Annotated in this window: 11 protein-coding genes; 6 read left to right on the top strand and 5 right to left on the bottom strand. The window is 67.5% G+C overall.

What is annotated here, in order from left to right:
* Both P5703_RS02115 and P5703_RS02110 read left to right on the top strand, forming a co-directional pair.
* The gene (locus P5703_RS02115) at positions 1–3,045 is read left to right on the top strand and encodes an efflux RND transporter permease subunit (RefSeq protein WP_279641550.1); all 3,045 of its coding nucleotides are present in this window, start codon (positions 1–3) and stop codon (positions 3,043–3,045) included.
* Positions 3,042–4,505 (top strand): efflux transporter outer membrane subunit, encoded by a 1,464-nt coding sequence (locus P5703_RS02110; protein ID WP_279641549.1) that lies wholly within the window; start codon positions 3,042–3,044, stop codon positions 4,503–4,505. Before P5703_RS02115 ends, P5703_RS02110 begins: the two co-directional genes overlap by 4 nt.
* 76 nt (positions 4,506–4,581) lie before the next feature.
* On the opposite strand, the gene P5703_RS02105 is transcribed toward P5703_RS02110, so the two are convergent.
* Positions 4,582–5,472 (bottom strand): PA4780 family RIO1-like protein kinase, encoded by an 891-nt coding sequence (locus P5703_RS02105; protein WP_017244499.1) that lies wholly within the window; start codon positions 5,470–5,472, stop codon positions 4,582–4,584.
* Positions 5,473–5,629: 157 nt separating this feature from the next.
* On the opposite strand from P5703_RS02105, the gene ada reads away from it, so the two are divergent.
* From ada to P5703_RS02090, 3 genes are read left to right on the top strand one after another with little or no spacing between them, the layout of a single operon-like run.
* Complete coding sequence (gene ada, locus P5703_RS02100; RefSeq protein ID WP_285585419.1) at positions 5,630–6,670, top strand: bifunctional DNA-binding transcriptional regulator/O6-methylguanine-DNA methyltransferase Ada; 1,041 nt, start codon at positions 5,630–5,632, stop codon at positions 6,668–6,670.
* 51 nt (positions 6,671–6,721) lie between these two features.
* A complete protein-coding gene (locus tag P5703_RS02095) occupies positions 6,722–6,964 on the top strand; it encodes a hypothetical protein (protein ID WP_279641547.1) in 243 nt (80 codons plus the stop codon).
* Between the two features lie 49 nt (positions 6,965–7,013).
* A complete protein-coding gene (locus tag P5703_RS02090) occupies positions 7,014–7,793 on the top strand; it encodes a TatD family hydrolase (RefSeq protein ID WP_013984059.1) in 780 nt (259 codons plus the stop codon).
* A 9-nt stretch (positions 7,794–7,802) separates the two neighbouring features.
* Here the strand turns inward: P5703_RS02090 and P5703_RS02085 are convergent, their stop codons facing one another.
* The 4 genes from P5703_RS02085 to nfi all read right to left on the bottom strand — a co-directional run bounded on the left by P5703_RS02085 (position 7,803) and on the right by nfi (position 12,376).
* Positions 7,803–9,833, bottom strand: coding sequence for a methyl-accepting chemotaxis protein (locus P5703_RS02085; protein WP_014597746.1), 2,031 nt, complete (start codon positions 9,831–9,833; stop codon positions 7,803–7,805).
* A gap of 310 nt (positions 9,834–10,143) precedes the next feature.
* Positions 10,144–10,980: a regulatory signaling modulator protein AmpE gene (gene ampE / locus P5703_RS02080; protein WP_011914647.1), complete on the bottom strand. Its 837-nt coding sequence runs from the start codon at positions 10,978–10,980 to the stop codon at positions 10,144–10,146.
* Between the two features lie 15 nt (positions 10,981–10,995).
* Complete coding sequence (gene ampD, locus P5703_RS02075; RefSeq protein ID WP_011914648.1) at positions 10,996–11,547, bottom strand: 1,6-anhydro-N-acetylmuramyl-L-alanine amidase AmpD; 552 nt, start codon at positions 11,545–11,547, stop codon at positions 10,996–10,998.
* A 103-nt stretch (positions 11,548–11,650) separates the two neighbouring features.
* Positions 11,651–12,376, bottom strand: a complete 726-nt coding sequence (nfi, locus tag P5703_RS02070) for a deoxyribonuclease V (RefSeq protein ID WP_279641546.1) — start codon at positions 12,374–12,376, stop codon at positions 11,651–11,653.
* 154 nt (positions 12,377–12,530) lie between these two features.
* Here nfi and P5703_RS02065 point away from each other — a divergent pair, with 154 nt between their 5' ends.
* Positions 12,531–13,520: a GlxA family transcriptional regulator gene (locus tag P5703_RS02065; protein WP_017244506.1), complete on the top strand. Its 990-nt coding sequence runs from the start codon at positions 12,531–12,533 to the stop codon at positions 13,518–13,520.
* Positions 13,521–13,559 lie beyond the last annotated feature (39 nt).

The following is a 13,559-nucleotide window of genomic DNA, read 5'->3' as shown; positions in this document are numbered from 1 at the left end:
ATGGATTTCGCCCGCTACGCCATCACCCGGCCGGTCAACATCTGGATTCTGGTACTGATCTGCCTGCTCGGCGGCACCCTCGCCTTCTTCGAGATCGGCCGCCTGGAAGACCCGGAATTCACCATCAAGCAGGCCATCGTCAACGTGCAGTACCCCGGCGCCACAGCGCTGGAGGTCGAGCAACAGGTGACCGAACCGCTGGAGAGCGCGATCCAGCAGATGTCGCAGATCAAGGAGATCCGCTCGCGCTCGATGCCGGGCATCGCCGAGATTCGCGTGGAGATACAGGACCGCTACGACGGCGATGCGCTGCCGCAGATCTGGGACGAGCTGCGCAACAAGATCAACGATGCCCAGGGCGACCTGCCGCCGGGGATCGAACCGCCGCAGGTCAACGATGATTTCGGCGACGTCTACGGCATCTTCTACGCGCTGACCGGCGACGGCCTGACGCTCAAGGAGCTGCACGAGACGGCCAAGGATCTGCGCCGCGCGCTGGTGGCCGCCGACGGCGTCGGCAAGGTCGAGATCGCCGGCGTGCAGGAAGAGCGCATCCTGGTGGAGGTCGATCAGGCGCAGCTGGCGGCAATGAACATCGCCCCGGACGAGATCGCTGCAGCGCTGGGCGATACCGACGCCGCGGTGGAGGCCGGCGGCGTCAATGCCGGCGACTTCTTCGTGCGCCTGCGCCCCAGCGGGGCGTTCGACTCCCTGGAGGAGCTGCGCGCACTGTCGGTCGGCCAGGGTCCGCAACGGGTCGAGCTGGGCGCCATCGCCAAGCTTTCGCGCGACTATGCCGAGCGGCCGCAGCAGATCATCCGCCACAACGGCCAGCCGGCGCTGACGCTGGGTATCAGCGGGGTGTCCGGAGCGAACATCGTCGAGGTCGGGCACAGCGTCGAGGCAGTGCTGCAGGCCAACGAGCACCGCATGCCGCTGGGCGCCGAGCTGCACGCGCTGTACGAGCAGCACCGCATCGTCGACGAGTCGGTGAACAGCTTCGCCCTCAACGTGTTTCTCTCGGTGGCCATCGTGGTCGGCGTGCTGTGCATCGCCATGGGCCTGCGCGCCGGGGTGATCATCGGCGCGGTGCTGTTTCTCACCGTGCTCGGCACGCTGCTGGTGATGTGGCTGGCCGGCATCGAGCTGGAGCGGATTTCCCTCGGCGCGCTGATCATCGCCATGGGCATGCTGGTGGACAACGCGGTGGTGGTCTGCGACGGCATGCTGGTGCGTCAGCGCCAGGGCAAGAGCATCCTCGAGGCGTCGCAGCAGACGCTGCAACAGACGCAGTGGCCGCTGCTGGGGGCGACCATCATCGGCATCCTGGCCTTTGCCGGCATCGGCCTGTCCCAGGACACCACCGGCGAATTCCTCTTCTCGCTGTTCTTCGTCATCGCCGTGTCGCTGCTGCTCAGCTGGTTGCTGGCCCTGCTGCTGGTACCGCTGTTCGGCCATTACCTGCTGCGCAACGCCGGCGCCGACGAGGATGCCGATGCCGCATACGACGGCCCCTGGTACGCGCGCTATCGCCGGCTGGCTACAGGCGTGCTGCGCCGGCCGAAGCTGACCATCGGCGCGCTGCTGGTGCTGACGGTGATCAGCGCGGTGATCTTCACCCGTCTGCCGCAGAGCTTCTTCCCGCCGTCGAGCACGCCGTTGTTCTACGTCAACCTGTTCCTGCCGCAGGGCACGCATATCCGCGATACCGCGCGCGCCGCCAGCGAGGTCGAGCAGTACCTGGCCGAGCAGGACGGCGTGAGCGATCTGTCGAGCTTCATCGGCGCCGGGGCCTCGCGCTTCATGCTCACCTACATGCCGGAGCAGCCGAATGCCTCGCTGATGCACTTTCTCGTGCGCACCGAGGATGCCGAGCGGATCGACGGCCTGGTCCGGCAGATCAACCAGGAGCTGCCGCAGCGCTATCCATCGGCGGACGTCAGCGCTGCCCAGTTCATGTTCGGCCCCAATGCCGAGGCCAAGCTGGAGGCGCGCATCAGCGGCCCGGACATCCAGGTGCTGCGCGAGATATCCGCCGAGGGGCGCAAGCGCCTGCAGGAGCAGGGCCAGGTGCTCAACGTGCGCGACGACTGGCGTCAGCCGGTGCTGGTGCTGCGCCCGCAGCTGGCGCTGGATCGCCTCGCCGATGCCGGGCTGACCCGCCAGGCGGTGGCGCGCGCACTGGCTGCCGGCAGCGAGGGCCAGCGCGTCAGCCTGTTGCGCGAGCGCGACGAGCTGATCCCGGTGCTGCTGCGCGCCGCGCCGGATGACCGCATCGACGCCGACAACCTGCTGCAACGGCTGATCTGGAGCCCGGCCGGCAACGGTTACGTGCCGCTGGCGCAGGTCGCCGACCGCATCGAACCGAGCAGCGAGGACGGCATCATCGTGCGCTACGACCGCGAGCGCACCATCTCCATCCGCGCCGAACCGCGCGACGGCGAGAACACCAACGAGGCGCATGAGCGCATCCGTCCGCTGATCGAGGGCATCGAGCTGCCGGTGAACTACAGCCTGAAGTGGGGCGGCGACTACGAACAGTCCTCCGATGCCCAGCAGGCGCTGGCCAGCACGCTGGCGGTGCCCTACCTGGCGATGGTGCTGGTCACCGTACTGCTGTTCGCCAGGGTGCGCCAGCCGCTGATGATCTGGGCGGTGGTGCCCATGGCCATCTGCGGCGTGAGTTTCGGCCTGCTGCTCACCGGCCAGGCCTTCGGCTTCATGGCGCTGCTCGGCCTGCTCAGCCTGACCGGCATGCTGATCAAGAACGCCGTGGTGCTGGTGGATGAAATCGACCGGCAGATCGCCGCCGAGGTGCCGCGCCTGACCGCCATCATCGAGGCCTCGGCCTCGCGTCTGCGCCCGGTGACGATGGCCGCCGGCACCACGGTGCTGGGCATGGTGCCGCTGCTGTTCGACCCGTTCTTCGCCAACATGGCGGTGACCATCATGGGCGGCCTGGGCTTCGCCACGCTGCTGACGCTGCTGGCCGTGCCCTGCCTGTACCTGCTGCTGATGAAAGTGCGCCCGGAGGAAACCGCATGACTGCCAAGGCCCTGGCCGCTCCGCTGCTGCTCGCTCTGGCCCTGAGCGCCTGCTCCAGCGCACCACAGCATCCGGCGCCACAACTGCCGGATACCTGGTTCAGCGCCGCCGGCGCCCACCCGCCCGATGCCGAGTCGCTGGCCAGCTGGTGGCGTCAGTTCGACGACCCGCAGCTCACCGCGCTGGTCCATCGCGCCATGCAGCAGAACCACGATGTACGCCTGGCCATGGCGCGGGTCGACAGCGCCCGCGCGCAGCTGCGCCAGTCGCGCGCCGGCCTGCTGCCGAGCTTCGACCTGCCGGGCTCGGCCAGCCGCCAGTGGATCGAGAACGACCAGGACGCCGAACCCGGTAGCCCGCTGGCCGAGTTCATCCCGGATGACGACCCGATCGCCTTCGACAGCTGGGAACTGGCGCTGCAGGCGACCTGGGAACTGGACCTGTTCGGCGCCACCCGCGCCCGGCGCGACAGCGCCGCCCAGCAACTGCGCTCGGCCGAGGCGCAGACGGTGGCCGCGCGCCTGGCCGTGGCCGCCAACACCGCGCAGGGCTATCTGCAACTGCGCGCGCTGCAGGGACAGCGCGCCCTGCTGGTGGAAGGCATCGAGGTGGCCCGCGAACTGGAGCGCATCGCCGGGCTGCTGTTTCACGCCGGCGAGGTGACCCGGCTGGACGTCGAGGCCACCTCCGCCGAACGCGCATCGCTGGAGGCCGATCTGGACGAGCTGGACATCCACCTGGCCGAAGCGCAGCTGGCGCTGGATACCCTGCTCGCCGAGCCGCCAGGCAGTAGCGCCGCCCGGCTCGCCGCCAGTACGGCGGTGCCGTTGGCCGAATCGCGCATCGCCGCCGGTCAGCCCATCGACCTGCTGCGCCGCCGCCCGGACCTGATCGCCGAAGCGGCGCGGCTGGATGCGGCCGAACTGCAGGCACTGGCCGCCCGCCGCGACCTGTTCCCGAAACTGGCGGTACAGGCTGCCGTGGGGCGCTCCGGCTTCGCGTTGGGCGACACCATTTCCAGCGCTTCGAACTTCGCCCGGGTCGGCGCCACCTTCGGTCTGCCGCTGGACTATGCAAACCGTGGCGCTGCCATCGAACTGGCCGATGCCGAAGGTGAGGGCGCCTACATCGCCTTCGAGCAGGCCTTGGCCCGCGCGCTGGAGGAGGTCGAACGCGGCCTGACGCGCATTGCCGGACAACAGCGTCGGCACGCCGCCCTCAGCCGCACCCGCGAGCACCGCGAGCGCGCGCACCGGCTGGCGCAGCGCAGCTACGAGCTGGGCGAGGCGAACCTGAGCGAGGTGCTGGACGCTCAGCGCAGCGCACTGCAGGCGCGCCAGCGGGCACTGGAAGGCCGCACCGCACTGGCGACCGCGCAGGTGGCGTTGTACGTGGCACTGGGTGGTGGCTGGAACGCCGCGGATGGTGCGGCGGTCTCTAAGGATCAGTCAGCGCCCTGAGGGGTCGGTTGGTGACAATGCAAGCCGGCTGGCGCATGGGCTACTCGGCAGCGGGCGGGCCGAGTAGCCAAAACCATCACCCCTTCATCCAGGGCGGCTCGGGCGCCTCGTCCGGCTCGCCGTCTTCTGCGCCCCGCATGGCCTCCCGCCGTGCCTGTTCGGCCAGCGTTGCCTTGATCTCCCGCATCACCGCATCGATATCCGCCGCATCCTCCGGCTCGGCGAACTCGCCGGTCAGCTCGGTCTCAGGGGTCAGCTTGCCCTGCTGATAGAGCGCCCACATCTCCTTGGCATAGCGGGTGAACCTGAGCTCCGGGGCGAAGCGGCCGAAATAGGCCGACATGTTGCCGACATCCCGCTCAAGCATCTCGAATGCATGGTTGTTGCCCGCCGCGTCCACGGCCTGCGGCAGGTCGATGATGACCGGGCCGTGCTCGTCGAGCAGCACGTTGAACTCCGACAGGTCGCCGTGCACCAGCCCGGCGCAGAGCATCTTCACCACTTCATGGATCATGAAGGCGTGGAATTCGCGGGCATCGTCCGGATGCAGGTCGACATCATTGAGGCGCGGCGCGGCATCGCCATCCTCGCCGGCGATCATTTCCATCAGCAGCACGCCGTCGAGAAAGTCGTAGGGCTTGGGCACCCGCACGCCGGCGTCAGCCAGGCGGAACAGGGCCGCCACCTCGGCGTTCTGCCAGTTCTCTTCCTTCTCCTTGCGCCCGTGCTTGGAGCCCTTGGCCATGGCGCGCGCGTCGCGACTGCTGCGCACCTTGCGCCCCTCCTGGTATTTCACGGCCTGGCGGAAACTGCGCTTGTTGGCTTCCTTGTAGACCTTGGCGCAACGCAGCTCATCGCCGCAGCGCACCACATACACCGCTGCTTCCTTGCCGCTCATCAGCGGCCGCAGCACCTCGTCGATCAGGCCATCCTCGATCAGCGGTTCGAGTCGTTTAGGCGTTTTCATCAGCGGCTTGCAGGTCCTTCGGTCAGGGGCGGTGTTGCAGGTTACGGCAATCACAAACCGGCTTCCATGCCTGCCATCGAGTTTGAAAGCGCGCTTTGGATTGGCGCACAGCACGTTCAGCGCCGACAATCGAGCCATCATTCCCTGGAGCACCGTCATGCTCGATGAAGACCGTTGCTGGCAGGCGCTGTGCGAGCGCGATGCCGCCTTCGATGGGCGTTTCGTCTTCGCCGTGCGCTCGACCGGCATCTTCTGCCGGCCCAGCTGCCCGGCCCGCCGACCCGCCCGCGAGCGGGTGGCCTTTTTTGGCGATGGCGAAGCGGCCTGCGCCGCCGGCTTTCGTCCCTGCCGACGCTGCTCACCGATGGGGCCAAGCCCGAGCGAGCAATTGGACGCGCTGGTCGTCGCCGCCTGTCGCCTGCTCGACGAAGCCACCGCGCCCATGACACTGCCACAGCTGGCTGCACGGATCGGCCTGTCGCCGACGCATCTGGCCCGCGCCTTCAAGGCGCGCACCGGTCTGACGCCCCATGCCTGGGCGGCCGCGCGCCGGCGTGAACGCCTCGATGCCCAACTGCCCGAGGCCGGTTCGGTACTGGATGCCGCCCTTGCCGTCGGTTACTCCGGCACCCGTGCGCCCTATGCCGAGGCACGGGCGCTGACCCCGGCGCAACGGCGTCGCAAGGGCGCCGGCGAAACCCTGCGCTATGCCCTGGCGCCCTGCCCGCTCGGCCTGCTGCTGCTTGCCGCCAGCGACAAGGGCATCTGTGCCCTGCTGTTCGGCGATGACGAAGCCGCGCTGGAACAGGAGCTGCGCTCGCGCTTCGCCGCCGCCGACCTGCACCGCGATCAGGCCGGGCTGGGCGACTGGCTGCAGGCGATCGTCAGCCAGCTGGAAGAACCGCAGCGCGCCACCCAGCTGCCGCTCGACCTGCGCGGCACAGCCTTTCAGCAGCGCGTCTGGCAGGCGCTGCAGCAGATTCCCGCCGGCGAGACACGCCGCTACAGCGAGCTGGCGGCAACCCTCGGCAGCCACGCGCGGGCGGTGGCGCGTGCCTGCGCCAGCAACCCGATCGGCCTGCTGGTACCCTGCCACCGCGTGGTCGGCAGCCAGAACGCGCTGACCGGCTACCGCTGGGGCCTGGCGCGCAAGGCCAGGCTGCTCGATCGGGAAGGGCAAGGCGAGCCGGGAGCCTGAGCGAGTTTCAGCGGTCGGATATTGCAGTGCCGCCCACCGCAGGAAGCCGTCATGACCGAACTGAAGCGTTACCGCATCCACTACCGCATCAATGGCGAGCCCGCTTCGCTGCTGATCAGCTCGTTCGAGATGCCCGGTCTCGAACAGGCCGAGCTGGAGATCCTGCTGCATCATGTCCGCGAGCCGCGTGCCGCGGTCGACGCACCCTGGGTGAACCCGGTGCACCCCAGCGAAGCCAGCCGCTTGAGCGAACTGGGCGTGAGCGATATCCAGATCGAAGAGGAAAGCCGCTGAAGTCCCGGTAGCATTGCCCACCCGCCCTCGCAGACCGCATGGAGCCCTCGTGCAGCTGATCGACACTCATACCCACCTCGACTTCGAGATGTTCGACGATGACCGGGCGCAGGTAATCGCCCGCGCCCGGAACGCCGGTGTCGAACGCATCGTGGTGCTCGGGGTGCATGCCGCCAACTGGCAGCGGGTCTGGCAGCTGGCCTGTGACGAACCTTCGGTGCATGCGGCGCTGGGCCTGCATCCGGTGTTTCTCGAGGAGCACCAGGACGCCCACGTGCAGCAGCTGCGCGACTGGCTGGAGCGTCTGCGCGGCGAGCCTAAGCTCTGCGCCGTCGGCGAGATCGGCCTGGATTACTACATCGACAACCCGGACATCGAGCGCCAGCAACGGTTGCTCGAGGCGCAGCTGGCGCTGGCGGCCGATTTCTCCCTGCCGGTGCTGCTGCACGTGCGCCGCGCCCATGCGCCGATGATCGCCACGCTCAAGCGTTACAAGCTCGAGCGTAGCGGCGTCATCCACGCCTTCAGCGGCAGCTGGGAGGAAGCGCGCGAGTATCTGCGCCTCGGATTCAGGCTCGGTCTCGGCGGCGCCGGCACCTGGCCCCAGGCGCAGCGGATGCATCGAGTACTGCGGCAATTGCCGTTGGAGGCCATCGTGCTGGAAACCGACGCGCCGGACATTCCACCCGCCGGCCATGCCGGCGAACGCAACAGCCCCGAGCTGCTGCCGGAAATCTGCCGACGCCTGGCCGACCTCAAGGGCATCGACGCGCACGCGCTGGCGGCGGCCAGCTATCGCAACAGCTGCGAACTGTTCGGCTGGCGCTGAGCCGCCCCGTCAGACGCGGAAGGCGGCGATCAGCTGCTGCAGGTGCCCGACCAGCTGGGTCAGCTCCCGACTCGCCTGCTCGGTGTGGCCGGCGCCCTCGGCGGTGCGCTGGCCGGCCTCGTTGATGGCGACGATGTTGCGATCGATATCGTGAGCCACCGCCGTCTGCTGCTCCGCGGCTGCGGCGATCTGCTGGTTCTGATCGACGATCAGGCCGACCGCATCGAGGATGTGCTCCAGCGCCTGCTCCACCTGCGCCGACTGGCCGACGGTGTCTTCGGCCAGCGCATGGCTGGCATGCATGGTCTTGACCGCCGCGCCGACGCCGTTCTGCAGGCGCGCGATCATCTGCTCGATTTCCGCCGTGGATTTCTGCGTGCGCTGTGCCAGTCCGCGCACCTCGTCGGCCACGACCGCGAAACCGCGTCCCTGCTCGCCGGCGCGGGCCGCCTCGATGGCCGCGTTGAGGGCCAGCAGGTTGGTCTGTTCGGCGATGGTCTTGATCACGTCCAGCACCTGGCTGATCGCCTGGCTGTCACCGGCGAGCTGGTTGATCACGGTGACCGACTGCTCGATCTCGCTGGCCAGGCGCTGAATCCCGCCCACCTGCGCGACCACCAGGGCACGGCCGTTGACGGTTTCTTCGTTGACGCTCTGAGCGCTGCCCACCGCGGCTTCGGCGCTGGTGGCGACCGCCTGGGCGGTGGCCGACATCTCGTTCATGGCAGTGGCCACCTGCTCGATCTGGCCGCGTTGCTCGGACACCGTCTGGTTGCTTTCGCCGGAAACGCTCTCCACCCGTCCGGCCTGGCGCTCCACCTCGGCGACGGTCTGGCCGACCCGCTCGATCAGTTCGCGAACCTGCGCCACGGTGGTGTTGAACACCTGGCCCAGCTCGCCCAGCTCGTCGCGGCTGCGGACCTGGAAACGCACGGTCAGATCGCCATCGGCAACCTTGCCCATGATTTCCCCCAGGCTACGCAGCGATGCCCGCGTCGAGGCGTAGAACCCCGCATAGAGATAGGCCACCAGGCAGAGCACCACGGCCAGCGCGGAAAGCAGCAGGGTCATCAGCAGGCGCTTCTGCTCCAGCCGCTCGCCGAGTTCCACGGCAAGAAAGTCGAGGACGCCATCGTTCAGCTCGTAGGTCTTGGCCATCTGCGCGCTGATGCGCTCGTAGAACTGTTCCCAGGGACGATCCAGCGCATCGGCCATGATCACCTCGTCCTGCAGGATGTCGCTGCTCACCTGCAGCGACTCGCGGCTGGCGCTCGCCAGCGCATCCAGACGCCGCCGCGCGGCCTCGCTGGCCGCCAGCGCGTCCTGCAACTGCGCGGCGTACTGCACCTGCAGCTTCTCCAGCTCCAGCACGAGGTTGTCCAGCGTGTTGCTGGCATCAGAGTTCAGGTACCCCTGGCCAAAGGTGTAGGAGCCTACCGCGCGTCCCTGGCCGAGCGAGGCGCTGATGGCCGGCGTGACGGACGTCAGCAGTTCGGCCAGCAGCCGAACCTCGCGCTCGAGGTCTTGGCTGAGCCCGGATTGCCCGGCCACGAGTTTGATCATCACCTGCGACTGACCCAGCAGCGTCTCGGCCATCGCCGCCTTGGACTGCAGCGACTGCTCGGCCTGAGCCGCCCGCAGGCCGGCCACCAGCTCGTCGCGCCGGGCATTGAATTCCGCCACCTGCTCGGGCGCATCGCTGACCGGGGCGAGGGCCTGCAATTGCGCCGACAGCTCGGCCTCGATACGGCTCAGGCGGGTGCCCAGAGCCTCGACGTTGCCGGTCTGGCCGATGATCGACTCGATGCGCACCAGGTCCTTCCAGTCCTCCATGCTGCGCCGTACCTGCAGGGTCGAACCGAGCAGTTCCAGACTCTGCAGCTCCGTTCGCGTGCCGACGAAGGCCCGGTACGACTCGCGCACCAGGTAGTAATTGCTCAGCAGCATGGGAACGAAGAACAGGACGCTGACCAGACTGAACTTCATGCCGAAGCTCAGGCGGTTCATGAACGCGATCGCGGGATACAACAGGCTATTCACACGACGTCTCCCAAATCTTATTGGTATGGGCTTGCACGCAATTGCAGCGCGCAGCAGGGCTCGTCAGAGAGTGGCATCTGCCCGGGTTATACGGGATATCGGTAGCGGAATTTGTAACTTAAGGTAATGGCTAACTGATGGCTCGCCAACGACCAGCGGTCGCCCGAGCTGCGAAGCGTCTAGCCTGAGCTCTGCAGCGTTGCGAGCCGGTTTGCGCCATACAGCGGCCGTATGGCGGCGTATTCAGAAATGCGTCAGTCAACGCCAAGCGAGGGGCCTGTGCCCGCTGTGCGGGCCAGGTTTACGCAAACTAGGCCAGCAGCGTCAGCACCGCGATCACCGCGTACCACAGCACGCGGGTGCGTACCAGCAACGCCGCCAGGCCGTCGAGGCGAGCGATGCCGGCTTCGCCGTCGATCGCAGCGGGCAGGTCGGCGGCAAGGGGCCCGGCGTCGGCCAGCAGGCGCCGGGCCGACACGTCCCAGCTCAGCAGCTCGTGCAGCAGCGCGCGGTTGACCGCGACGAAATTGCCGACCAGGGCGAAGCTCCCCAGCAGCAGACGCACCGGCAGCCAGTCGAACGCATGTCGCAACTGCTCGGCGCGTTCGCGCAGCCCGTCTTGCTGGGCGTGCTCGACGCACAACGCCAGCAGCCGATAAGCCAGAGCCGCCATCGGTCCGAGCAGCAGATACCAGAAGATCACGGCAAAGAAGCCTTCGTAGCTCTTCCACAACAGTCGCGTCTGCACCGCGTGCATCAGGCTGGCCGGGTCATTCTCGCGCAGGCCGGCATCGCGCTCGGCAGCCAGTGCCGCGGCTTCTTCGTCGCCGCGCCGCCAGGCATCACGGAAGGCGCCGAGCTCGGCCTTGGCGTGACCGCGCCCGAGGCTGTAGAGCAGTACCAGCAAGTGCACCGGCAGGGCCAGCCAGCCATAGGCCAGCGGCTCCAGGACCTCTAGCAGCAAACCGAGCAGCACCACCGGCAACACGACCAACAGCAGCAGCGTCAGCCAGGGCGCATCCCGCAGGCGCGGATTGGCTTCGGCCTGACGCAGCCTGGTCAGCCAGGGGCCGTCGTGCTGCAGGCGTGGTCGCCAGTCGGAGAACTTGTCCACCAGCAGCACGAGCAGGATCACCAGAAAACTCATCGTCCCTTCCTTTCGTCAGCAGGTAATGGAGGCCGCCCGCAGGCGCAGCCAGTCGAAGGCCGGCCCCGGATCGGTCTTGCGTCCCGGCGCGATGTCGCTGTGGCCGCATACACGCTCGGGCGTGATCGCCGGATATGCACACTGCAGCAGCCGGCAAAGCTCGATCAGCGCCTGGTACTGCGCCTCGCTGAACGGCTCGTGGTCGGTGCCTTCCAGCTCGATACCGATGGAAAAGTCGTTGCAGCCCTCGCGGCCGTCGAAGCAGGACACACCGGCATGCCAGGCCCGATCCAGACAGGAGACGAACTGGGTGATGGCGCCATCACGCTCGATGAGAAAATGTGCGGAGACCTGCAGCCCGGCGATCTCTTCGAAGAAAGGATGCTCGTCGCACTGCAGGCAGTTCTGAAAGAACTGCTGAACCCTGCCGGTACCGAACTGGCCTGGCGGCAGGCTGATGTTGTGGATCACCAGCAAGGAAATCTCGCCGGCCGGGCGCTGATTGAAGTTCGGCGAGGGGCAGTGGCGCACGCCATGGCACCAGCCGGTGGCGGAATCCAGGTGCATCGTGGGAAGGCCCATGCTGAAGGCAGGCGAGCAGGCTAGCGCCTGCATGATACCCGCTGCAAGCGCAGCGTCCGGCGCCAGTATGGCCTGATGTGTCCCGCTCTTACCTGAGCGCGGCCAGCCGCCGACTGGCTGCCTTCTCCTCGCGCCGCGAGGCGAGCCGGTCGGCCAGGCGCGTCGGTTCCGGCAGGCGGTAGCGGGTCACGTAGCGCATGACCAGCTCCAGCGCCGTGGCGATGCTGACCCGGTTGCCCGGCGAGATGATCAACGGCCGCACCTTGTCCTTGCTACGCAGCACACAGCCGATCACCTCGCCGGTCTTCTTGTCGCGCAGCGCCACCCGGGCACCGCGCTGCAGGTCAAGTTCGTCATGCTCGCCGGTGAGTAGCTTCTTCGCCACGCCAATGGTGGGCAGGCCGGTCACCACGCCCAGATGCGCAGCGATGCCCAGGCGCCGCGGGTGGGCGATGCCGTGGCCGTCGGAGAATATCAGGTCAGGAATTGCCGGCAGTTCCGCCAGCGCCTGCAGCACGGCCGGCAGCTCGCGAAACGATAACAGGCCGGGCACGTACGGCATGTTGGTGGGGATTCGCGCCAGGCTGCTGCCCACCAGTTCCAGGGTATCGGCATCCAGCAGCACCGCTGCCGCCCGGGTGACGGTGCCGCCGTCCTCGAAGCCGACATCCACCCCGGCGATCAGGCGCAGCGCTGGGAAATCGTCCTGCAGCCGCACCTGCGCAGCCAGCGTCAGCTGCATCGCTCGTGCCGCGGCAGGACTGCCATCCCAGTCGCCGAACGGGGCAGCGGGATAGTGACTGATCTGGCTCATGTTTCGCTCCTCTGCATCAACGATTCGACGCCGCACCGCCCACGCCGTTCAACGCGACGCGCTGAGTTCGTACTGGACTTTGCCCTGGAAAAATAGGACGCTCCAGCCGCCGCACGGCTGATTTACCCTGAAATCCCACAATAATTAGAATCGTATGACCCATCTCGCCTCGATCCAGCGCGTCAGCATATTGGCCACCGAAGGGGTTTTCGCCTCGACGCTCATGCAGGCCAAGGACTTTTTCCATATGGCTAGCCTGCGCTACGGCCGCCAGCTCGGCCTTGACCTCAAACCGGCATTCGAAACCCGCCTGGTCAGCCCGGACGGCGGTGCGGTGAGCACCTTCAGCGGAACCAGCATTGCCGTGGATGGCGCGCTGGACAATGCCGACATGCTGATCCTGCCGGCGTTCTGGGGCGATTTCGACGCGCTCTGCGCGCGCTACCCGCAAGTCGCCCCCTGGCTACGCGAACGCCATGCCGCCGGCAGCGTCATCTGCGGCGAAGCCACCGGAGCTTTCTGGATGGCCCAGGCCGGGTTGCTGGAAGGCCGCGAGGCGACCACCCACTGGCGCTTCGCCGGGGAGTTCGCCGAGCGCTTTCCCGGGGTCCAATTCAGCGCCGACAAGCACCTCACCGACAGCGACAACCTCTACTGCGCCGGCGGCACGACCTCGGCCTGCGACCTGTACATGTACCTGATCGAGCGCTTCTGCGGCGCCCATGTCGCCCAAGGCATGGCGCGCGATGTGCTGTTCGAACTGCAGCGCAGCTATAGCCCGGGCCGACTGGGCTTCGGCGGGCAGAAGCTGCATCTGGATACCCGCATCCTGCAGATCCAGGAATGGCTTGAGGCCAACTACGCAGAGAAATTCCGCTTCGAGGACGTCGCTCGCCAGCACGGCATGAGCATCCGCAACTTCATGCGGCGCTTTCAGGCCGCCACCGGCGACAAGCCGCTGCACTATCTGCAACGCCTGCGCATCGAGACGGCCAAGAGCCTGCTCGCCACTACCGGCAAGAGCATCAAGACGATCAGCTACGAAGTGGGCTACGACGATGCCAGCTTCTTTGCCCGCCTGTTCCGCCAGCACACGGAGCTATCGCCGAACCACTATCGGCAGAAGTATCGGCCGGCATCCTAGGGCAAACACGGAAAAGCCATGCGTGCTGAAGCGGGCTGC

Origin of the sequence: Stutzerimonas sp. FeSN7 (assembly GCF_030263795.1) — a bacterium.
Classification (GTDB): Bacteria; Pseudomonadota; Gammaproteobacteria; order Pseudomonadales; family Pseudomonadaceae; genus Stutzerimonas; species Stutzerimonas stutzeri.
This window is presented reverse-complemented; position numbering and strand designations above follow the sequence as displayed.

Coding starts and splice junctions, on each gene's coding strand:
- P5703_RS02115 (WP_279641550.1), top strand. CDS start 1: ATGGATTTCGCCCGCTACGCCATCACCCGGCCGGTCAACATCTGGATT.
- P5703_RS02110 (WP_279641549.1), top strand. CDS start 3,042: ATGACTGCCAAGGCCCTGGCCGCTCCGCTGCTGCTCGCTCTGGCCCTG.
- P5703_RS02105 (WP_017244499.1), bottom strand. CDS start 5,472: ATGAAAACGCCTAAACGACTCGAACCGCTGATCGAGGATGGCCTGATC.
- ada (WP_285585419.1), top strand. CDS start 5,630: ATGCTCGATGAAGACCGTTGCTGGCAGGCGCTGTGCGAGCGCGATGCC.
- P5703_RS02095 (WP_279641547.1), top strand. CDS start 6,722: ATGACCGAACTGAAGCGTTACCGCATCCACTACCGCATCAATGGCGAG.
- ampE (WP_011914647.1), bottom strand. CDS start 10,980: ATGAGTTTTCTGGTGATCCTGCTCGTGCTGCTGGTGGACAAGTTCTCC.
- ampD (WP_011914648.1), bottom strand. CDS start 11,547: ATGCACCTGGATTCCGCCACCGGCTGGTGCCATGGCGTGCGCCACTGC.
- nfi (WP_279641546.1), bottom strand. CDS start 12,376: ATGAGCCAGATCAGTCACTATCCCGCTGCCCCGTTCGGCGACTGGGAT.
- P5703_RS02065 (WP_017244506.1), top strand. CDS start 12,531: ATGACCCATCTCGCCTCGATCCAGCGCGTCAGCATATTGGCCACCGAA.